The sequence below is a fragment of the Agromyces albus genome (assembly GCF_004134825.1).
GTDB classification, from domain to species: domain Bacteria; phylum Actinomycetota; class Actinomycetes; order Actinomycetales; family Microbacteriaceae; genus Agromyces; species Agromyces albus.
The window spans coordinates 1-21218 of record NZ_SDPN01000018.1; the positions used below are offsets into that span (position 1 = coordinate 1).

A 21218-nucleotide genomic window follows, 5' to 3' on the forward strand; every position below is an offset into this window, starting at 1 on the left:
GATCGTCGACGACCCGGCCGCCGCCGCCGACCGCGCCCTCGAGCTCGCCGAGACGGGCGGCATCACGGCCGACGACGGCAGCCGAGTCGAACTCGCCCCCGACTCGCTGTGCCTGCACGGCGACACCCCTGGGGCGGTCGCGATCGCCCGCGCTGTGCGCGCCGCGCTCGAAGGCGCCGGCATCGCGATCGAGGCGTTCGCGTGAGCCGCCGGCTGCTGCCGAGCGGCGACTCGGCCCTCCTCGTCGAGTGCGACAGCCTCGACGAGGTGCTCGCCCTGCACGACGCCCTCGCCGCAAGCGACCAGCCCGGCGTCGTCGAGCTCGTGCCGGCCGCGCGCACGATCCTCGTCGCCGTCGATCCCGCAACGCTGCCCCTCGAATCGGCTGCGACGTGGGTGCGGCGCATCCCGGCGGAGCCGGCCGTCCGTTCGGCCGGTCGTTCCGCCGACGGCGTCACGATCCGGGTGACCTACGACGGGCCCGACCTGCGCGCGACCGCCTCGCTCCTCGGCGTCACGGCCGACGCCCTCGTCGAGCTGCACTCCTCGATCGAGTGGCGGGTCGCGTTCGGCGGCTTCGCTCCCGGCTTCGGCTATCTCGTGAGCGACGACTGGCCCTTCGAGGTGCCCCGGCTCGACGCGCCGCGCACGCGCGTGCCGGCCGGATCGGTCGCGCTCGCCGGAGCGTTCGGCGGGGTCTACCCGAGGCAGAGCCCGGGCGGGTGGCGGCTCATCGGTCGCACCGGCGCCGAGCTGTGGAATCCCGAGTCGCAGCCCCCGGCGGTCCTCGTTCCGGGCCGGCGCGTGCGGTTCGAGGCGGTCGGCGCCGGATGACCCGGCTGCGCGTCGAGCAGCCCGGCCCGCTCGCCCTCGTCGAGGACCTCGGGCGCCCCGGCCTCGCCCATCTCGGCGTCGCCGGTTCGGGAGCGCTCGACCGCGGCGCCCTGCGGCTCGCCAACCGGCTCGTCGGCAATCCCGACGGGCTCGCCGCGCTCGAGCTCCTCGTCGGCGGCTTCCGGGCGCGCTTCGACGGTGAGGCGTGGTTCGCGGTGACGGGTGCGTGGGGCCCGGTGACGCTCGACGGCCGGCCGGTCGCGCCCTACACGGCGGCCAGGGCGACCGACGGCTCGGTGCTCGAGCTCGGCATGGCCGAACGCGGCATCCGGTACATGCTCGGCGTGCGCGGCGGCATCGAGGTTCCGCCGGTGCTCGGCTCGCGGTCGCGCGACACCCTCGCCGCGATCGGGCCCGACGCGGTCGAGGCAGGGCAGGTGCTCGCGATCGGGCCGGAGCCCGCGGCATCCGTGCCCCTGCTCGACCAGGAGGCGGCCTTCCCGCCGCCTGATGGCCCGGTGACGATCGCCCTGCTCCCCGGACCCCGAGCCGAGTGGTTCACCGATGCCGCGCTCGCCGCGCTCTTCGACTCCCCGTGGCGACTCTCGGAGCAGGCCGACCGCATCGGGGCGCGGCTCGTCGGCCCGCCGCTCGAGCGTCGCGTCCAGGGCGAGCTCGCGAGCGAGGCGACGGTGCCGGGCTCCATCCAGGTGGCCGGCGGCGGTGCCCCCACGGTCCTGCTCGCCGACCGGCCCGTGACCGGCGGCTACCCCGTCATCGCGATCGTCGCGCCGGGCTCGCTCGATGCGGTCGCGCAGCTCCGGCCCGGGCAGGAGCTGCGCTTCCGGCACGCGTGAGCGGCCGAACACGCAGCAACGCGGCGCGCGAGTACGAGCGGGGGAGCGGATGCCCCGTCAGCCGCCGGGCTTCGAGAGGAACACCGATCTCGCGGGCGGCGGTGAGGGCACCGCCGTGGCATCCGTCACCACCGGGGCGCCCGCGATGAAGCGGCGCAGCTCCTCGCCGTCGACGAGCTTCGCGGGGGCGGGATCGCTCGCGAGCCGCCGCGGCATCCCGCCGAACGGCAGCTCGTCGTGCGAGGCGTACATGACGACGTTGCCGAAGCGCCGGCCCTTCAGCATCGAGGTGTCGGCCGCGATCGCGAGGTGCCCGAACACGTGCGCGAGTGTCGCCGCCTGCGAGCGCGCGAACCCCAGGCCGGCGCCGTCGGCCACGTTCACGGCGAGGATGCCGCCGGGCGCGAGCCTCGGCGACACGAGGCCGTAGAACTCGGCGCTCGTCACGTGCGCTGGAGTGCGAGCGCCCGAGAAGATGTCGACGATCGCGATGTCGACGGCGCCGTCGAGACCCCCCGGCAGCTTCGCGAGCACCTCGCGGGCGTCGCCGTGCCGCACCCGCACCTGCGCCCCGCGGGGGAGCGGAAGGTGCTCGCGCACGAACTCGACGAGGTCGCTCTCGAGCTCGACCACCTGCTGGCGCGAACCGGGCCGCGTCGCTGCCACGTAGCGCGGGAGCGTGAGGGCGCCGCCCCCGAGGTGCACCGCCGTGATCGGCTGCCCCTCGGGCCGCACGAGGTCGACGGCGTGACCGATGCGCCGCACGTATTCGAAGCCGAGCCAGTCGGGCCGGTCGAGCTCGACGTGCGATTGCGGCGTGCCGTCGACGTAGAGCGTCCACGAGCCGGGCACCTGCCGGGACTCCTCGAGGCGCGCGAGATGCCCGCTCACGGCGAGGCGGCGTTCGAGGTCTGGCACGGATGCCACGCTACCCGCCGCCGAGCTGGCGCCGTCGCCCGCGCTCAGCACGCGCCCCACAGCACGGTGTCGAGCCGGTGCCCCGTGAGGACGGCCGCGGGGAACGGTCCTGCCTCGAGCAACCGCTCCTCGAGTCCGGCGGGGAGGCCTCCGAGCGCGGCGACGAGGATCGCGTTGCCCTCCTCCGCGCCCGACAGCACCGCCGGGTCGCCGGCGACGAGGAGCTCTGCCCTGGGGTCGGCGCGGGCAATGGCGCGAGCCTGCGCCCGAAGCCGTGCGAGGCCGGGGGCGTCGGCGACGTTCACGATGACGAGTCCCGACGGCGCCAGGATGGCGAGGCATCCGGCCATGAACGACGGCTCGTCGACGAACGCGGGTGCCTCGAGCCGGGCGTAGAGATCGACCACGACGACATCGGCCGGTGGCCGCTGCGTGAGCGGACCGAGCACGTCGCGCGCATCCGCGATGACGATCTCGATGCCGGAATCGACTGGAAGAGGGAGCCGGTCGAGCACGATCGCCATGACCTCGGCGTCGTGGTCGACCACGAGCTGTGTGGAGCCCGGCCGGGTCGCGGCGACGTAGCGGGGGAGCGTCAGCGCGCCGCCGCCGAGGTGCACCGCCGAGATCGGCTCCCGTGCCGGCCGCATGGCGTCGAGCACGTGTCCGATGCGCCGGACGTACTCGAAGAAGAGGCGCGTCGGATCCACGGGGTCGACGTGCGACTGCGCCGTGCCGTCGACGAGCAGCGTGAGGCCCGACGGCGTGAACACGTCGGTCTCGAACTCGATGCGCTCGGCCATGCATGCATCGTGGCACGACGCCCGGCGATCGGCGTCGCCGGTGCTGCGGATGCCACGGCCGCGTCGTCGTCCATCGGCCGCGGCCCCCGAAAACGCCCCGCACGAGCCCTCATTCGGGGGGTGAAGCTGGGTTATACCCGAGTTTTGCGAAGAGGTCAAGATTCGACTGGACACGGGGCCGGGATCGACATATAGTTAACCTTTGCGCTCCCAGACCCACCATGCCTTCATATTGCGGTCGGCTTTGCGTGCCGGGGTTATGAACCTCGAGCATTCGCATACGTCTGAGGGGTACCACTCTCCGCTACCGACAGTGAACCGGCCCGACGGGGTCGATGGAGGTTAATTCACTTGGCTGCTGCGCGCAACGCGACCACGCCCACTCCCAAGAACGGACGCGGCGCAAGTCGTCTCTCGTTCGCAAAGGTCACCGACACTCTCACCGTACCCGACCTCCTCGCCCTCCAGACGGAGAGCTTCGACTGGTTGGTCGGCAACGACGCGTGGAAGGCGCGCGTCGCTGAAGGGAAGGCTGCCGGTCGCCAAGACCTGCCTGAGACCACCGGCCTCGAGGAGATCTTCGAGGAGATCTCTCCCATCGAAGACCTCGGCGAGACCATGCAGCTCTCGTTCACCAACCCCGAGCTCGAGCCAGAGAAGTACTCGATCGACGAGTGCAAGGAGAAGGGCAAGACCTACTCCGCACCGCTCTACGTGAACGCCGAGTTCATGAACCACCTCACCGGTGAGATCAAGACCCAGACGGTCTTCATGGGCGACTTCCCCCTGATGACCCCCAAGGGCACCTTCGTCATCAACGGCACCGAGCGCGTCGTCGTCTCGCAGCTCGTCCGTTCGCCGGGTGTCTACTTCGAGCGCACCCCCGAGAAGACGTCCGACAAAGACATCTACTCGGCTCGCGTCATCCCGAGCCGCGGTGCCTGGCTCGAGTTCGAGATCGACAAGCGCGACCAGGTCGGCGTTCGCATCGACCGCAAGCGCAAGCAGTCGGTCACGGTCTTCCTGAAGGCCCTCGGCCTCACGAGCGAGGAGATCCTCGAGGAGTTCGCCGGCTACGAGTCGATCGCGATCACCCTCGAGAAGGACAACATCCTCACGAAGGAAGAAGCCCTCAAGGACATCTACCGCAAGCTCCGTCCGGGCGAGCAGGTCGCTGCCGAGGCCGCGCGTGCGCTCCTCGACAACTTCTACTTCAACCCGAAGCGCTACGACCTCGCGAAGGTCGGCCGGTACAAGATCAACAACAAGCTGGGCCTCGAGGCGCCGCTCACCGATTCGGTGCTCACGGTTCAAGACATCGTCGCCACGATCAAGTACCTCGTCGCCCTGCACGACGAGCGCACGACCCTCGCCGGTCGTCGCGGTGGCAAGGCCGTCGAGCTCCGCCTCGACGTCGACGACATCGACAACTTCGGCAACCGTCGCATCCGCGCGGTGGGCGAGCTCATCCAGAACCAGGTGCGCACCGGCCTCAGCCGCATGGAGCGCGTCGTCCGCGAGCGCATGACGACGCAGGACATCGAGGCGATCACGCCGCAGACCCTGATCAACGTGCGACCCGTCGTCGCCGCGATCAAGGAGTTCTTCGGCACGTCGCAGCTGTCGCAGTTCATGGACCAGAACAACCCGCTCGCGGGTCTCACGCACAAGCGCCGCCTCTCGGCGCTCGGCCCCGGTGGCCTCTCGCGTGACCGCGCCGGCGTCGAGGTCCGCGACGTCCACCCGTCGCACTACGGCCGCATGTGCCCCATCGAGACCCCTGAAGGCCCGAACATCGGCCTCATCGGCTCGCTCGCGTCGTTCGCGCGCATCAACTCGTTCGGCTTCATCGAGACGCCCTACCGCAAGGTCGTCAAGGGCAAGGTCACCGAGCAGATCGACTACCTCACCGCAATGGAAGAAGAGGAGTACATCGTCGCGCAGGCCAACGCCCCGCTGACGAAGGACTCGCACTTCGCCGAGGAGCGCGTGCTCGCCCGCAAGAAGGGCGGCGAGGTCGACCTCTTCCCCGCCGACGAGATCGGCTACATGGACGTCTCGCCGCGCCAGATGGTCTCGGTCGCGACCTCCCTCATCCCGTTCCTCGAGCACGACGACGCGAACCGCGCCCTCATGGGTGCGAACATGCAGCGTCAGGCGGTGCCGCTGCTGCGCAGCGACAGCCCCTTCGTCGGCACGGGAATGGAAGGCTACGCAGCCGTCGACGCGGGTGACGTCATCACCGCCGACAAGGCCGGCGTCGTCGTCGAGGTCTCGGCCGACTCGGTCACCGTGCAGCTCGACGAGGGCGGCACGCAGACCTACTACCTGCGCAAGTTCGACCGCTCCAACCAGGGCACGAGCTACAACAACCGCGTCGTCGTCAGTGCGGGCGACCGCATCGAGGTCGGCGAGGTCGTCGCCGACGGTCCTGCGACCGACAACGGCGAGCTCGCGCTCGGCAAGAACCTGCTCGTCGCGTTCATGCCGTGGGAGGGTCACAACTTCGAGGATGCGATCATCCTGAGCCAGAACCTCGTGAAAGACGACGTGCTCTCGTCGATCCACATCGAGGAGTACGAGGTCGACGCCCGCGACACGAAGCTCGGCAAGGAGGAGATCACCCGTGACCTCCCGAATGTGAGCCCCGACCTGCTGGCCGACCTCGACGAGCGCGGCATCATCCGCATCGGCGCCGAGGTTCGGCCCGGCGACATCCTCGTCGGCAAGGTCACGCCGAAGGGTGAGACCGAGCTCTCCGCCGAAGAGCGACTGCTCCGCGCGATCTTCAACGAGAAGAGCCGCGAGGTTCGCGACACGTCGCTCAAGGTTCCCCATGGTGAGCAGGGCACGATCATCGGCGTCAAGGTCTTCGACTCGCAAGACGGCGACGACGAGCTCGGCTCCGGCGTCAACCAGCGCGTGGTCGTCTACATCGCCCAGAAGCGCAAGATCACCGAGGGCGACAAGCTCGCCGGACGCCACGGCAACAAGGGCGTCATCTCGAAGATCCTCCCGGTCGAAGACATGCCGTTCCTCGCCGACGGAACTCCGGTCGACGTCATCCTGAACCCGCTCGGCATCCCCGGCCGCATGAACTTCGGCCAGGTCCTCGAGACCCACCTCGGGTGGGTCGCCAAGCAGGGCTGGAAGGTCGACGGCAACCCGTCGTGGGCCAAGAAGCTCCCGAAGGACGCTCACGAGGCCGCGCCCGGCACCAAGGTCGCGACCCCCGTCTTCGACGGCGCGCTCGAGGAGGAGATCGCGGGTCTGCTCGACTCGACGCTCCCCAACCGCGACGGCGAGCGGCTCATCGACTCGAGCGGCAAGACGCAGCTCTACGATGGCCGCTCCGGTGAGCCGTACCCGCACCCGGTCTCGGTCGGCTACATGTACATCCTGAAGCTCCACCACCTCGTCGACGACAAGATCCACGCGCGCTCGACGGGCCCGTACTCGATGATCACCCAGCAGCCGCTCGGTGGTAAGGCGCAGTTCGGTGGACAGCGCTTCGGTGAGATGGAGGTGTGGGCACTCGAGGCCTACGGTGCCGCATACGCGCTGCAGGAGCTCCTCACGATCAAGTCCGACGACATCCTCGGCCGCGTCAAGGTGTACGAGGCGATCGTCAAGGGCGAGAACATCCAGGAGCCCGGCATCCCCGAGTCCTTCAAGGTGCTCATGAAGGAGATGCAGTCGCTCTGCCTGAACGTCGAGGTGCTCTCGGCCGATGGCACCGCCGTCTCGCTTCGCGACACCGATGACGAGGCCTTCCGCGCGGCGGAGGAGCTCGGCATCAACATCTCGGCACGCTTCGAGTCGTCGAACATCGACGAGATCTGAACCCGGCCAGAACGACGACTGAGACTTTTCTAGGAGAGAAATTGCTCGACGCAACCACTTTTGACGAGCTTCGCATCGGTCTGGCCACCGCCGACGACATCCGTCGTTGGTCATATGGCGAGGTCAAGAAGCCCGAGACCATCAACTACCGCACGCTCAAGCCCGAGAAAGACGGCCTCTTCGGCGAGCAGATCTTCGGACCTTCCCGCGACTGGGAGTGCGCCTGCGGCAAGTACAAGCGAGTGCGCTTCAAGGGCATCGTCTGCGAGCGCTGCGGTGTCGAGGTCACGAAGTCCTCGGTGCGCCGTGAGCGGATGGGCCACATCGAGCTCGCCGCCCCCGTCACGCACATCTGGTACTTCAAGGGCGTGCCCTCGCGCCTCGGCTACCTGCTCGACATGGCGCCGAAAGACCTCGAGAAGGTCATCTACTTCGCCGCCTACATGGTGATCGACGTCGACGACGAGGGTCGTCACGCCGACATGCCGGGCCTTGAGAACGAGCTTCGCCTCGAGATCAAGACGATCGGCGACCAGCGCGACGCGCGCATCGCCGAGCTCATGACCCGCAAGGAGACCGAGCTCGAAGGGCTCGAGGCCGAAGGCGCCAAGAGCGACCAGAAGAAGCGCGCAGAGGCCGCCGCCGACAAGGAGATGGCCGGCGTCCGCAAGTCGGCCGACGAGCAGATCGCGCACCTCGAGCGCGTGTGGGAGGACTTCCGCACCCTCAAGGTCGGCGACCTGAAGCCCGAAGACTCCGTGTTCCACGAGCTCCAGGACCGCTTCGGCATGTACTTCGACGCCTACATGGGCGCCGAGGCCATCAAGAAGCGCCTCGAGGCGTTCGACCTCGCGGCCGAGGCGGAAGACCTGCACACGCAGATCGCCGAGGGCAAGGGCCAGAAGAAGATCCGCGCGATCAAGCGACTGCGCGTGGTCAACTCCTTCCTCTCGACCGGCAACTCGCCGGCCGCGATGGTGCTCGACGTCGTCCCGGTGATCCCGCCCGAGCTGCGCCCGATGGTGCAGCTCGATGGTGGCCGCTTCGCGACGTCCGACCTCAACGACCTCTACCGTCGTGTGATCAACCGCAACAACCGCTTGCGTCGCCTGCTCGACCTCGGTGCTCCCGAGATCATCGTGAACAACGAGAAGCGGATGCTCCAAGAGGCGGTCGACGCGCTGTTCGACAACGGTCGTCGTGGTCGCCCGGTCACGGGCACCGGCAACCGCGCCCTCAAGTCCCTCAGCGACATGCTGAAGGGCAAGCAGGGCCGGTTCCGCCAGAACCTGCTGGGCAAGCGAGTCGACTACTCGGGCCGTTCGGTCATCGTCGTCGGCCCGCAGCTGAAGCTGCACCAGTGCGGTCTGCCCAAGCAGATGGCGCTCGAGCTCTTCAAGCCGTTCGTGATCAAGCGCCTCATCGACCTGAGCCACGCGCAGAACATCAAGGCCGCCAAGCGCATGGTCGAGCGTTCGCGCCCGCAGGTGTGGGACGTGCTCGAGGAGATCATCCGCGAGCGCCCCGTGCTGCTGAACCGTGCGCCCACGCTGCACCGCCTGGGCATCCAGGCGTTCGAGCCGCAACTCGTCGAGGGCAAGGCCATCCAGCTGCACCCGCTCGTGTGTGCCGCGTTCAACGCGGACTTCGACGGCGACCAGATGGCCGTGCACCTTCCCCTCTCGGTGGAGGCGCAGGCCGAGGCCCGCATCCTGATGCTCGCGTCGAACAACATCCTGAAGCCGTCAGACGGCCGTCCGGTGACCCTGCCCACGCAGGACATGATCATCGGCCTGCACCACCTGACGACGCAGAAGGACGGCGCAGCAGGTGAAGGCCGTGCGTTCTCGTCGATCGCCGAGGCGATCCTCGCGTTCGACCAGAACCGTCCGGGCCAGATCGCGCTCGACCTCAACGCCACGGTGAAGATCCGCCTCGAGGGGCTCTACTTCGCCGAGGGCCAGGCTCCCGAGGGCTTCGTGCAGGGCAAGCCGTACCTGCTCGAGACCACGCTCGGTCGCGCCCTCTTCAACGAGGCGCTCCCGGTCGACTACCCGTACATCAACGAGCAGTCGGGCAAGAGCCAGATCTCGGCGATCGTGAACGACCTCGCCGAGCGCTACCCGAAGACCGAGGTCGCCGCGACCCTCGACCGGATCAAGGACGCCGGCTTCCGCTGGGCGACCCGTTCCGGCGTGACCGTGGCACTCTCCGACATCCTGACGCCGCCCAACAAGGCGGAGATCGTCGGGCGGTACGAGAAGCAGGCCGCGAAGGTCACGTCGCAGTTCGAGAAGGGTCTCACGACCGACCTCGAGCGCCGCCAGGAGCTCATCCAGATCTGGACCAAGGCCACCGACGAGGTCGCCAAGGCCATGCAGGAGAACTTCCCCGAAGACAACACCATCAACCGCATGGTGACGTCCGGTGCTCGTGGTAACTGGCTGCAGGTGCGCAACATCGCCGGCATGCGAGGCCTCGTGAACAACCCGAAGGGTGAGATCATCCCTCGCCCGATCATCTCCTCGTACCGCGAGGGGCTGTCGGTGGCGGAGTACTTCATCGCGACGCACGGTGCCCGCAAGGGTCTGGCCGACACGGCCCTCCGTACGGCCGACTCGGGTTACCTCACGCGTCGTCTCGTCGACGTCTCGCAGGACGTCATCATCCGTGAAGACGACTGCGGCACGACGAAGGGCCTCGACCTCCGCATCGCGACCACCGACTCGACGGGCGCGCTCGTGCGCGACCCGAACGTCGAGAACGCGGTCTACGCGCGCAGCCTCGCGGCTGACGCCGTCGACCCGAAGGGCAAGGTCGTGGCCGTCGCCGGTTCCGACGTGGGCGACGTGCTCATCGCCGAACTCATCGGTGCGGGCGTCGAGACGATCAAGGTCCGTTCGGTGCTGACGTGCGAGTCCGGCGTCGGCGTCTGCGCTCAGTGCTACGGCCGTTCGCTCGCGACGGGCAAGCTCGTCGACATCGGCGAGGCCGTCGGCATCATCGCGGCGCAGTCGATCGGCGAGCCGGGCACCCAGCTCACGATGCGTACCTTCCACACCGGTGGCTCGGCTTCGGCCGACGACATCACGCAGGGTCTTCCCCGCGTGCAGGAGCTCTTCGAGGCACGTACCCCCAAGGGTGCGTCGCCCATCGTCGAGGCTCCCGGTCGCATCACGATCGACGAGACCGAGCGTCAGCGCAAGGTCATCCTCACGCCCGACAACGGCGACGAGCCGATCGCGTACAACGTGCTCAAGCGCTCGACCCTGCTCGTCGAAGACGGTCAGCACGTCGAGCTCGGCCAGCAGATCATCGTCGGCACCGTCGACCCGAAGGAAGTCCTCCGGGTCAAGGGTGTCCGCGAGGTGCAGAAGCACCTCGTCGACGGTGTGCAGGATGTCTACCGCTCGCAGGGCGTGCCGATCCACGACAAGCACATCGAGGTCATCGTGCGCCAGATGCTGCGCAAGGTCACCGTCGTCGACCACGGCGACACCGACCTGCTGCCGGGCGAGCTCGTCGACCGCTTGAAGTACAACGGCATCAACCGTGCGGCGCTCACCGAGGGCAAGAAGACGGCATCGGCTCGCCAGGAGGTCATGGGTATCACCAAGGCCTCCCTCGCGACCGAGTCGTGGCTGTCGGCAGCTTCCTTCCAGGAGACGACCCGCGTGCTCACGCAGGCCGCCATGGAGGGCAAGTCCGACCCGCTGCTCGGGCTCAAGGAGAACGTCATCATCGGTAAGCTCATCCCCGCCGGAACGGGCCTTCCCAGGTACCGGAACGTCGTGGTCGAGGCCACCGAGGAGGCGAAGGCGGAGCGGTACCCGAACCGCATCTTCGCCGACGACGCGGCATTCACCGAGGGCGACCTGAGCTTCGTCGACTTCGACGCATTCTCGAGCGACGACTTCACCCCCGGCAACTATTCGTAGTCACCGAAACGACTGAAGGGCCCCGGAGCGATCCGGGGCCCTTCGGCGTTCTCGCGGCGGAGTGCCGCGGCATCCGCTCAGGCGACGCGCGGCGGCATCCGCTCAGGCTTGCGTTCCTCGAGCACCGCTGCGCGCGCAGCGAGCCACTCGGCCTGGCGCTGCCACTGCACGCCCTGCCCGCCCTCGTGCTCGTTGAACTCGTACTCGACGATGTCAGCGTGGGCAGCGTAGTGGTTGCGGGCGGCGTAGACGGTCGAGGGCGGGCACACCGGGTCCATGAGCCCGACCGAGAACAGGGCGGGCGCTGTCGCGCGCTTCGCGAAGTTGACGCCGTCGAAGTACGAGAGCGTGCGGAACGCCGTCGCCGCGGCGCCGCGATGCACCGAGAGGAAGCGCACGATCTCCTCGTACGGGTCGCTGCCGGTGAGGCCGACGGCTCGCTCGAAGTGGCAGAGGAAGGGAACGTCGGGCATCGCCGCGACGAGTCCTTCCGAGAGCCCGGCCGCCGCCAGGGTGATGCCGCCGCCCTGGCTGCCGCCGCACACCGCCACCCGGCTCGCGTCGACCTGCGCGAGTGAACGCACTGCGTCGATGGCGAGCACGGCGTCGGTGAAGACGCGGCGGTAGTAGTAGTCGTGGGGATCGGCGATGCCGCGAGTCATGAAGCCGGGCACCGATGCACCGGAGCCGTGCGGATCGGGCGTGCCGCCGCCCGAGCCCCACACGCTGCCCTGGCCGCGGGTGTCCATGATGAAGTGCGCGTATCCGGATGCCGCCCACGCGAGCCGCTCGTGCGGCAGGCCGCGCCCGCCACCGTAGCCGACGTACTCGACGATCGCCGGGAGCGGCCCGGTTGCCCCTGTCGGCAGCACGAGCCACGCGAGCACCGGCTCTCCGCCGAATCCGCTGAACGTGACGTCGTAGACCTCGAACGACGAGAGCGGCGAGTCGATCGGTGTGAGCCTGGGCGGCGCGGCGAGCGACCGGGCCTCGCGCAGCGTCGTCGACCAGAACTCGTCGAAGTCCTCGGGTTCGGTGACCGAGGGCCGCAGATGGCGGAACTCCTCGATCGGGGCGTCAATGCGGGGCACGGTGGGTGGTCCTTCCGTCGATCGGCTGCGGTGGCGATTTCGAAGGCCCAGCGTATCGGACCAACGGCGAGGCACGTTGCGCGGGTCGAGCAGCGACCGGTGCGCGCCTTGATGACTCGGCACCCATCGGGGCGATACGCTCTGCGCACAGCTTCATGCGGCCCGAATCGAAGGACACGCGATGACCCAGTCCGTACCGCCCGAACCGCCGGCTCAAGAGCGACCGATCACGCGCAGGCCGCTGTTCTGGCTGATCATCGCCATCGTGCTGCTGCTCCTCGTGATCGCGATCCTCGTCGGCATGGCGATGGGGTCGACGAATGACCCCGACCCGACGGCACCGCCGTCGGGGCCCCCGACTCCGACGAGCAGTCCCACACCGACCAGCAGCCCGACACCGAGCGACGGGCCGACTCCGAGTGACGAGGCCACGCCGACGCCCGCCGGAGCACAGATCCCCTCGGACTGCGCCGATATCTACACGCGCGACCTGACCGCCGAGTTCGATGGACTCGTCCTCAATCCGGCGTGGACGCTCGAACCCGGGAGCGGTGTGCGGCGCGGCTCGAAGGATGAAGTCGCCGTCGCGCTGCTCGAATCGACGGCCGAGCTCACCTGCAGCTGGGCGAACCCGCGAGGCGGCTCGGACCGCGGACTCACGACGGATGTCGCACGAGTCGATCCTGACGAGGCCGCCGGCACGCTCGAGCACTTCGCCTCCGCGGGGTTCACGTGCTACGAGGAGCTGGAGGGCACCCGATGCGTGATCGAGTCCGCCCCGAGTCCTGACGGGAAATCAGGGGAATCCCACTTCATCAGGGACGGCGTCTGGATCGCAACGTGGTGGGTCAACGCCGGCCCCGACGGCTATACGCACGACATCGTCGCGGCGCTCTTCGGCTGATCCACGCCCCACACGGCCTCGCGTCATGCGGCGCGGGCTGCCGGCTCCCGGCGCGGCTCGTTGGTACAGTGGCCGCACCGCGGGCGCGCAGTGCGCCCGGAAGGAGCGCGATCATGAGCAGCACGACTCCCGGAACAGAGCCGGGCGACGCAGAGCGGCCGGTCGACGACACCGCCCCAGACGTCGAGCCCGTATCCGACCCCGGCGCCCCGACCCCGGCGTCCGTGGACACGGGCGACGGGCCCGATGCAACGGCTCGCCTCGATGCGGCCGTCGAGCGCGCGAAAGCGGAGGCTGCGGCATCCGGTTCGCCCGCCACCGATGCGACCGATGACGATGCGACGGATGCCGATGCGTACGCCGAGCCCGTCGCCGCCGATGCCGTGCGTCGCGAGACGTACGTTCCGTCAGCGACCATGACGCCCGGCGCCGCGGCCGGCGCCGCGACGCTCGCCGAGGAACCGGCCGTTGCGCCCGCTGCGTCGCAGCCCGCCGGTCCGCAGACCATCTACGTGCAAGCGCCGACTCCGCCGAAGCGACGCGGCAATCGCGGCTTCGGCGTGTTCGTCGCCCTGATCGGCGCCGTCGTATTCGCAGTGCTCTACGCGGGTGTCGCCTACCTCCTCGTCACGTGGTACGGGGCGGGCCGTACCGACGGCGTCGGGGTCTTCACGGAGTTCCTCGCGCGCCCGGTCTTCTGGGTGCCGGTGGCCGCGTTCTTCATCGGATTCGCCCTGCTCGCCGCGATCGTGAACCGGGGGGCGTGGTGGTACTACGCGGTCTTCGGGCTGCTCGTCGGCGTGCTCGTGTACTTCTCCTATATCGGAGGCTCACTGCTCACGGTCGAGGCGTGGACCCTCACCGCCGACGAGGCGGGCCGGTTCATCGCAGAGCGCTGGCTCGACCCCTTCGCGCTCGCGGCCTTCATCATCGCCCGTGAGATCCCCGTCTGGTTCGGCGGCTGGCTCGCCGCGCGCGGCCGCACGGTCACCGAACGCAACAGGGTCGCCCGCGAGGCGTACGACCGCGAGCTCGCGGCGGGACCGCAGCCGCAGCGCCGCTGAGCCTGAGTCGTCAGGCCTCGAGTACGAGGGCGGCGACCGTCGACCCGCCTCGGCTCACGACGCGCAGTCCACGGCCGGGTCGATCGGTGCGGACACGTCGACCGGTTCACCCCATGCCGTGAAGGCGAAGTTGCCGTCGCCCGTGCCGTCGCCGGCCGTGAACGTCACCGGCAGCGGCGGGCCGGATCGTTGAACGGCCATGGAACCGACCGGCCCGTCGGATGCCCCGACGGTGACGGAGACCGTCGGCTCCTCGCCGGCCGGCGGCGTGACGGTGAGCGATTCGCTCGACTCGAGCAGTGCGGCGACGAGATTCGCCGGCCGCAGCAGCGGCGCCCACTCCGCGAGGAACGTCTCCTCGCCGATCGAGCACACGAAGCCCTGTTCGACCTCCACGAGCCCGGTGTGCGCAGCGTACGCGGCGTTGCCGCGAACGTAGGTGCGTCCGTCGACGAGCACGGCCTCGAACGCGACGTCGCCCGCGCTGATCCGCGCGATCGCCTCCCCGGGGCGCCCGGTGAAGTCGACGGCGAGCGTACGCCCGGGGGCTGGCTCCGTGTCTGGGGTGCCGAGCGTGAGCTCGGTGAAGGTGCCGGTGTAGTGCACCGAACCGGCCGCGTGAGCTGCCGCGACGACCTCATCGGCGACCGCGGCTCCGCTGAGCAGCCAGAGGCCGTTGCCGGGGGTCGCGGCCGCGTCGAATGCCTTGAGGTCGACGCCGGCCGCCGGCGGCGGGTCGGCCGATGCGCCGCTGCACGCAGCCAGCGGAAGGACGCCGAAGGCGACGAGGACCGCGACGGCCGGATGCCGCATCCGCATCACTCGGCCATGTCGGCGACGCACGTGCTCTGTCCGCGCTGCCCGTCGAGGGTGGACGCGTCGAGTGAGACGTCGTCGCCGATCGACGCCGGACGCACGACGAAGCACGTGTCGTCGTCGTAGAGGCCCGCGGCAGCGGGGATCCATGCCTCGGTGCCGCGCACGAGCTGGCTGAGATCGACGATCTCGCCGTCGCCGTGCACCGCGAACAGCGCGTACGCCGCGTCGGGTCCGCTCCAGTCGAGGTGCGCGTTGCCGGCGTCGTCGCTCACGGTCACGCCGCTCACGCGCACGGAGTCGTCGGTGAGCGCGGAGACGATGAACCACGCCGCGGCGCCGAGCAGCGCGAGCACGGTGAGACTCATCGAGACGATGAACGCCGGATGCAGCCACCACTTGCGCTCGCGCACCGGAGCCTCGGCGAGCTCTGGAAGCACCGAGCCGGTCGTCCCGAGCGGCCGCGCCGCGACCGCGGTGTCGAGGCGGGTCTGCCCGGGTGCCGCACCGAGCATCGTCTTGGCCGCTGTCGTCTGCGGTCGCAGGCTGTCGGACATCGCTCCCCTTCGTCGACCTGGCAAGCGGCCGGGCTCGTCGGCCGGCGCCGACCGCGTACCATGCTATATCGGGCGCTCAGTCGCTCGACGAGCGCGACGACGGGAGAACGATGGCGGGGGCGATCGGGCGCGGCATCACCGCTGCCGCCGTGACGCTCGTCGTTGTCGCGCTCACGTCTCCAACGGTGGCGGGCGCGGCGGAGTCGGCGCCGTCGCCGTCAGGTCCCACCGACATCGCGGTCCCGTATCTCGGCACCGCGTCGATCGAGCCGGCCGAGGGCTGGCAGATCGTGGATTGCCAAGGTCCGGGTGCAGCCTCACCGCTCGTCGTCGCGTGCGACGCCGAGCACATCGAGCTCGCCGCGACGACGTTCGACCCCGATGCCGGTGCGACCGTCATTCCCGTCTCGCTCTCGAACGGGCGCACCTCCCTGGCGTTCGACTACACGGTCACGACGGAACCCCCTGAGGCTCCGTCCGTGGCGTCCAACCGTTCGGCCGCACCCGCAGCGGCAGGGTCGGTCGTGATGGTGCCCATCAGCGATCTCGGCGTCGAGTGCACCGTATGCACGAACGGCGGTGCGCTCGAGGTCGTCGGCGTGCGTCCAGAGGGCGCGGGCACCGCGAGTGCGACGTCGACGCACGCCGTGTTCCGGCCCAAAGCAGGCTTCGAGGGCGAAGCCGAGCTCGTCGTCCGCTTCGTCGACGACTTCGGCACGCCCTCCGGCGAGACGAGCTACCTCGTGCCCGTCTACCGTCCCGGATCGCATGCGCTTGTGGCGCTCAGCGTCTTCGCGCCGCTCGCGCCATCGGGCGCGACCTCGCTCGACCTCAGCTCGCTGGCGTTCTCGAACGGCGGCAGCGAGCTGCGCTTCGTCGGCTGCGGCGCCGCGGTGCACGGCACGGTCGTGTGCGGTCCCGATGGCACGGCCGAGTATGCACCGGCCGCCGGCGCTGCGATCGATCAGTTCAGCTTCCGGGTCGCCGCTGCCGACGGCGAGCAGGCGACGGGATCGGTGACGCTCGTCGCCGACGACGGTACGCGGCCGGCCAGTGGCCTCGTGGCGGCTGCGGCGGTCGACGCCGGCGAGCCTGTGGCATCCGACATCGTGCCGGCGGTCCCCGTCGAGAGCACTGGCGACGAACGCGAGGGCGCCTTCGCTGCGCTCATCGCCACATTGAACCGGGTAGGCGCACGATGAGCGCCGTAGGAGGGTGGAACTCATGACGGTTCGCGTCACGATCGACGATCCGGCACAGCACGGCAGGCCGACGTCCTGGATGCTCGAGACCGACGAGGCCACGACCATCGGCGAGGTCGCGGAATCCCTCGGCGTGCCGTCCACGCTCCTCGATCGCGCTGCGCCGGCGAACACTCCGCTCGCGGAGTCCCCCCTCCTCTCGGGCGCGACACGGCCGGCCGCACCGATCGCGTCGGCGGCTCCCGGCACCCTCCGCCTCGAGGTCGTGGGCGGCCCGTTCGCGGGCGAGACCCTGCCGCTCGCCCGAGGGGGGTCCTACGACATCGGCACGGCGACGAGCGCATCGGTCACCATCGCCGATCCTGCCCTCGCGCCCGTGCACGCGACACTCGCCGTGAGTGCCCCGACTGCCGCGGCCGACGGACGCATCGCTCCGCTCACCGCCACGGTCGCGGCGGCGGTCGAGGGCGCGACGATCTGGGTCAATGGCGAGCCCATCGAGGGGCCCACCGAGCTCGTGCCGGCCGACCTCTTCCACCTCGGCAGCAGCATGTTCCGCATCGGCATCGCCCCGTCGCCTGATGCCGACCTCACCCGCGATGCGCTCGGCGCGCGCGAGTTCAACCGGCCATCGCGCATCCGTCCGTCGAAGGTGCAACCGGTGGTCCAGCTGCCGGGCGACAAGCCGGAGGATCCCGACCAATCGCCGATGCCGTGGCTATCGGCGATCATCCCCGTCGTGCTCGGCGTCACGATGGCGATCGTGTTCGGGCGCGCGATCATGCTGCTGATGGCGGCGGCGAGCCCGATCATGGTGATCGGCTCGTTCATCGCGAATCGGAAGATGGCCAAGAAGAAGGGCCTGAAGACCGAGGCCCAGTGGATCGACGACGTGAAGGCAGCCGCTCGGCGCATCGCGGAGCTCGCTCGCATCCAGCGACTCGAGGCCTGGTACCGCCTCCCCGACCCGGTGGTCGTCGCCGACATCGCCATGGCGCCGTTGTCACGACTCTGGGAGCGGCGCCGCGGCGACGACGACGCGCTCCTGCTCCGCGTCGGTGTCACCGAGGTGGCCCTCGACGTGCGATTCGAGGGCGGTGGCAAGGACCGCGCGACGACCCCGCGGGTCGGCGTCACACCGGTGCCTGTCGCTGCCGACCTCAGGAAGGGCGTCGTCGGCATCGCGGGTCCAGCGGATGCCGCGCGCAACACGGCACGCGCAATGCTCGCGTCGTTCGTCGCCCTGCGCTCCCCGCGCGACGCGGAGGTCATGGTCATCTGCGATGCCGACGACGCCGCTGCGTGGGAATGGGCGCAATGGCTGCCGCATGCGCAGCCCGGCGGCCCGGTGCCCGCGATGTTCGGCAACACCGACGACAGTCGCAGGGAGCGCCTGCGCGAAGCTGCGGTCATGGTCGAGAACCGGATGCGTGCCGCAGGCCAGCGCGGCATGGAGGCGCCCGGCGACGTCGTCATCATCGTCGACGGGGCCCGGAACTTCCGAATGCTGCCGGGCATGGTGCCGGTGCTCGAGCACGGCCCTGCGCACGGCGTGCACGTCATCGCGCTCGACTCCGAGCGCGCGCGCCTTCCCGAGGAGGCGAAGAGCGTCGTCGTCATCGACCCCGTCGATCCGTCGCTCGCCCGGTTCGAGACGGGAACCGAGTACTTCCCGACGGTGCTGCTCGACGGCCTCTCGCTCGTGCGTGCCGAGGAGCTCGCGCGGAACCTCTGCTCGATCCGTCACGTCAGTGGTGTCGGCGATGACGCGATGCTGCCGACGAGCGTGCGCATGGTCGACCTGCTGAAGATCGACCTCGACGACCCGGGCCAGCTCGTGCAGCGGTGGCAGCGCCAGCCGCGGAACACGTTCGTCGTGGTGGGCGCGAACGCCGACGGTGAGTTCGCCCTCGACATCTCTCGCGACGGCCCCCATGCGCTCGTCGCCGGTACGACGGGCTCCGGCAAGTCGGAGTTCCTGCAGGCGCTCGTCGTGAGCCTGGCCATGGCGAATCGCCCCGACGCGCTGAACTTCGTGCTCGTCGACTACAAGGGCGGGTCGGCATTCGCGGATTGCGAGCGACTGCCCCACACCGTCGGAATGGTGACGAACCTCGACGCCCGCGAGACCGAGCGCGCGCTCGCCTCGCTCGACGCGGAACTGAAGCGACGCGAGCGCGTGCTGCGCGATATGAACGCGAAGGACGTCGACGGTGCCTGGGCGAAGGACGCGGAGACCGCGGCCCGGCGCGGCCTCGCCCGGCTCATGATCGTCATCGACGAGTTCGCCGAGCTGAAGACCGAATTGCCCGACTTCATCGACGGGCTCGTGCGCATCGCGCGCGTCGGTCGTTCGCTCGGCGTGAATCTCGTGCTCGCGACGCAACGTCCATCGGGCGTGGTGACGCCCGAGATGCAGTCGAACATCAGCCTTCGCGTCGCGCTTCGCGTGACCGACCGCGGGGACTCGACCGACATCCTCGGTTCGGGCGAGGCGGCTTTCATCAGTCCGTCCACTCCTGGTCGCGGCTACGTGCGACTCGGCCCGTCCGCCGCACCCGCCGGGTTCCAGACAGCACGCGTCGCGGGCATTCGGCCGGGCGTGCAGCGCACGGTGAAGGTGCTTCCGCGGAAGGCGCCGCTCGAGTGGACCTCGCTCGGATTCCCGGTGAAGTACCCGCCCTCGCCGGCGATGCACGCGGTGAACACCGATCACGACGACACCGATCTCCGGGCCCTCGTGAACCTCATCACCGCCGCGACGCAGCAGCTCGGCATCGCGAAGAACCCGTCGCCGTGGCTCATGCCGCTGCCGACGGCGTTGCCGCTCGAGCGATTCGAGGACCAGCAGATCTCCCCGACCTCCATCGTGCTCGGACTCGAGGATGTGCCGGGGGAGCAGTCGCAACGCAGCCTGACCTGGGATGTCGCCGACGCGTCCCACGTGCTCTTCTTCGGCGGCTCCATGTCGGGGCGAACGACGGCGCTCCGCACGATGCTCGCCCAAGCGGTGCAGCAGTTCTCGCCCGCCGACCTCCACCTGTACGTGATCGACTTCGGCAACGGGGCACTCCTCCCGTTCGTCGACGCTCCGCATTGCGGTGCCGTCGTGACGCAGCTCGACGCAGATCGCCTGCCACGACTGCTCCAGCGACTGTTGGAGGAGCTCGGCCGGCGTCAGGCGATCCTCTCGACCGCCGGTGTCGGACACATCAATGAGCAGCGCGCGCAGGCGGCGCCGTCAGAGGCCCTTCCGTACATGATCCTCGCGATGGACGGGTGGGAGCGCATGCTCTCGACGATGAACCCCGACCAGCTCATCACGTTCCGCGACCAGTTCATGCGGGTCCTGCGTGAGGGCCCCGCCGTCGGCGTGCGGGTGCTCATCACGGGCGATCGCGGCATCTCGGGCGACAAGATCACCTCGTTCATCGACGAGCAGTATGTGCTGCCGATGCGCGACATCAGCGACTATCGCACCGCAGGAATCCTCGCCAAGGACATCCCGCTCGATCTCCCACCGGGGCGCGTGCTGTACGGCGCCACGGGCACCGAGGCGCAGCTCGCGGTCCTGGTCCGGGACACCCGCGGCGAGGCCCAGACCACGGCGCTCAGGCGAACGGTCGAGCACGTGCGCGACCATTTCGACCAGTTCGGCCAGCTCGCGGAGCTCCCGCAGCCCTTCCGGGTCGATCCGCTGCCCGCCTACCTCGCCCTCACCGCCGCGTACGAGCTCCCGCTCGGAGACTCCGGACCGATCGACGGCCCGGTCGTGGCGGTCGGCGGCGACCTGCTCTCCAAGCTCACGCTCGACTGGCCCGCCGAGGGCGGATTCGTGGTCACCGGCAGCCGCAAGTCGGGTCGATCCTCCGCCCTCGCCGCGATCGTGCACCAGCTCGCCTGGCGCAAGGAGCCGATCCTCGTCGTCTCCCCGCGCAATTCGATCCTGACGGATGTCGCGGCCGGCCACTCCGCGCCGATCATCACCGCGGGCGACACGACACCCGCCCAGCTCGACGAGATCCTCGACCGACTCGGCGAGCACGTGACGATCGTCGTCGACGACGCGGAGCAGTTCAAGAACGCACCGATCGAGCACGCCCTGACCGGCGTCAAGCATCGCTCGACGTTCATCGTCGCCGTCGACACCGAGTCGGTCTCGACGCTCTTCGGAGGGCCGCTCGTCGAGGCGAAGAAGGCGCGGCGCGCCCTCGTGCTCCGGCCCGAGAGTGCGATCAACGGCACGCAGGTGATCGGCTCGCCGATCCCGAAGTTCATGCTCGGCAGGGCGTCCGCGGGCGCCGGCGTGTTCACGACGGCGGGCGGATGGCTCCCGGTCAGGGTTCCCGACATCCGCCAGTGAACCATCCGGTCGGCCAATACACTGGATG

At 69.7% G+C, this 21218-nt stretch carries 14 protein-coding genes; 9 read left to right on the forward strand and 5 right to left on the reverse strand.

Features of this window, described 5'->3' with window-relative positions:
- The 3 genes from ESP51_RS10860 to ESP51_RS10870 all read left to right on the forward strand — a co-directional run.
- Window positions 1-205, forward strand: a 205-nt coding sequence (locus tag ESP51_RS10860) for a LamB/YcsF family protein (protein WP_206737290.1), incomplete at its 5' end; no start/stop codon positions are given.
- Window positions 202-834 carry a 5-oxoprolinase subunit B family protein gene (locus ESP51_RS10865; protein WP_129520926.1) on the forward strand — a complete coding sequence of 211 codons (633 nt, stop codon included), beginning with the start codon at window positions 202-204 and terminating at the stop codon, window positions 832-834. The genes ESP51_RS10860 and ESP51_RS10865, both read left to right, overlap by 4 nt.
- Entirely contained in the window at window positions 831-1691 is an 861-nt protein-coding gene (locus ESP51_RS10870) for a 5-oxoprolinase subunit C family protein (RefSeq protein WP_129520927.1), read from the forward strand. The genes ESP51_RS10865 and ESP51_RS10870 overlap by 4 nt, the downstream gene beginning before the upstream one ends.
- A 57-nt stretch (window positions 1692-1748) precedes the next feature.
- Here ESP51_RS10870 and ESP51_RS10875 read toward each other — a convergent pair whose 3' ends face one another.
- Window positions 1749-2609, reverse strand: a complete 861-nt coding sequence (locus ESP51_RS10875) for a spermidine synthase (protein WP_129520928.1) — start codon at window positions 2607-2609, stop codon at window positions 1749-1751.
- Between the two features lie 44 nt (window positions 2610-2653).
- Window positions 2654-3412, reverse strand: a complete 759-nt coding sequence (locus ESP51_RS10880; RefSeq protein ID WP_129520929.1) for a spermidine synthase — start codon at window positions 3410-3412, stop codon at window positions 2654-2656.
- A gap of 351 nt (window positions 3413-3763) precedes the next feature.
- Here ESP51_RS10880 and rpoB point away from each other — a divergent pair, with 351 nt between their 5' ends.
- Window positions 3764-7255, forward strand: a complete 3492-nt coding sequence (rpoB, locus tag ESP51_RS10885) for a DNA-directed RNA polymerase subunit beta (RefSeq protein WP_129520930.1) — start codon at window positions 3764-3766, stop codon at window positions 7253-7255.
- 41 nt (window positions 7256-7296) lie between these two features.
- On the forward strand, window positions 7297-11193 hold the full coding sequence (locus ESP51_RS10890; RefSeq protein WP_129520931.1) for a DNA-directed RNA polymerase subunit beta': 3897 nt from the start codon (window positions 7297-7299) through the stop codon (window positions 11191-11193).
- 77 nt (window positions 11194-11270) lie between these two features.
- Here the strand turns inward: ESP51_RS10890 and ESP51_RS10895 are convergent, their stop codons facing one another.
- Window positions 11271-12284: an acetylxylan esterase gene (locus ESP51_RS10895; RefSeq protein WP_129520932.1), complete on the reverse strand. Its 1014-nt coding sequence runs from the start codon at window positions 12282-12284 to the stop codon at window positions 11271-11273.
- Between the two features lie 181 nt (window positions 12285-12465).
- Here ESP51_RS10895 and ESP51_RS10900 point away from each other — a divergent pair, with 181 nt between their 5' ends.
- Both ESP51_RS10900 and ESP51_RS10905 read left to right on the forward strand, forming a co-directional pair.
- A complete protein-coding gene (locus ESP51_RS10900; RefSeq protein WP_129520933.1) occupies window positions 12466-13188 on the forward strand; it encodes a hypothetical protein in 723 nt (240 codons plus the stop codon).
- 113 nt (window positions 13189-13301) lie between these two features.
- On the forward strand, window positions 13302-14252 hold the full coding sequence (locus ESP51_RS10905) for a hypothetical protein (protein WP_129520934.1): 951 nt from the start codon (window positions 13302-13304) through the stop codon (window positions 14250-14252).
- Window positions 14253-14306: 54 nt separating this feature from the next.
- On the opposite strand, the gene ESP51_RS10910 is transcribed toward ESP51_RS10905, so the two are convergent.
- Window positions 14307-15065 (reverse strand): hypothetical protein, encoded by a 759-nt coding sequence (locus tag ESP51_RS10910; RefSeq protein ID WP_129520935.1) that lies wholly within the window; start codon window positions 15063-15065, stop codon window positions 14307-14309.
- 5 nt (window positions 15066-15070) lie between these two features.
- Window positions 15071-15625 carry a hypothetical protein gene (locus ESP51_RS10915; protein ID WP_129520936.1) on the reverse strand — a complete coding sequence of 185 codons (555 nt, stop codon included), beginning with the start codon at window positions 15623-15625 and terminating at the stop codon, window positions 15071-15073.
- A 110-nt stretch (window positions 15626-15735) separates the two neighbouring features.
- On the opposite strand from ESP51_RS10915, the gene ESP51_RS10920 reads away from it, so the two are divergent.
- The gene (locus ESP51_RS10920) at window positions 15736-16827 is read left to right on the forward strand and encodes an Ig-like domain-containing protein (RefSeq protein WP_129520937.1); all 1092 of its coding nucleotides are present in this window, start codon (window positions 15736-15738) and stop codon (window positions 16825-16827) included.
- A 22-nt stretch (window positions 16828-16849) separates the two neighbouring features.
- Window positions 16850-21190 carry an FtsK/SpoIIIE domain-containing protein gene (locus tag ESP51_RS10925; protein ID WP_129520938.1) on the forward strand — a complete coding sequence of 1447 codons (4341 nt, stop codon included), beginning with the start codon at window positions 16850-16852 and terminating at the stop codon, window positions 21188-21190.
- The last annotated feature ends 28 nt before the right edge of the window (window positions 21191-21218 follow it).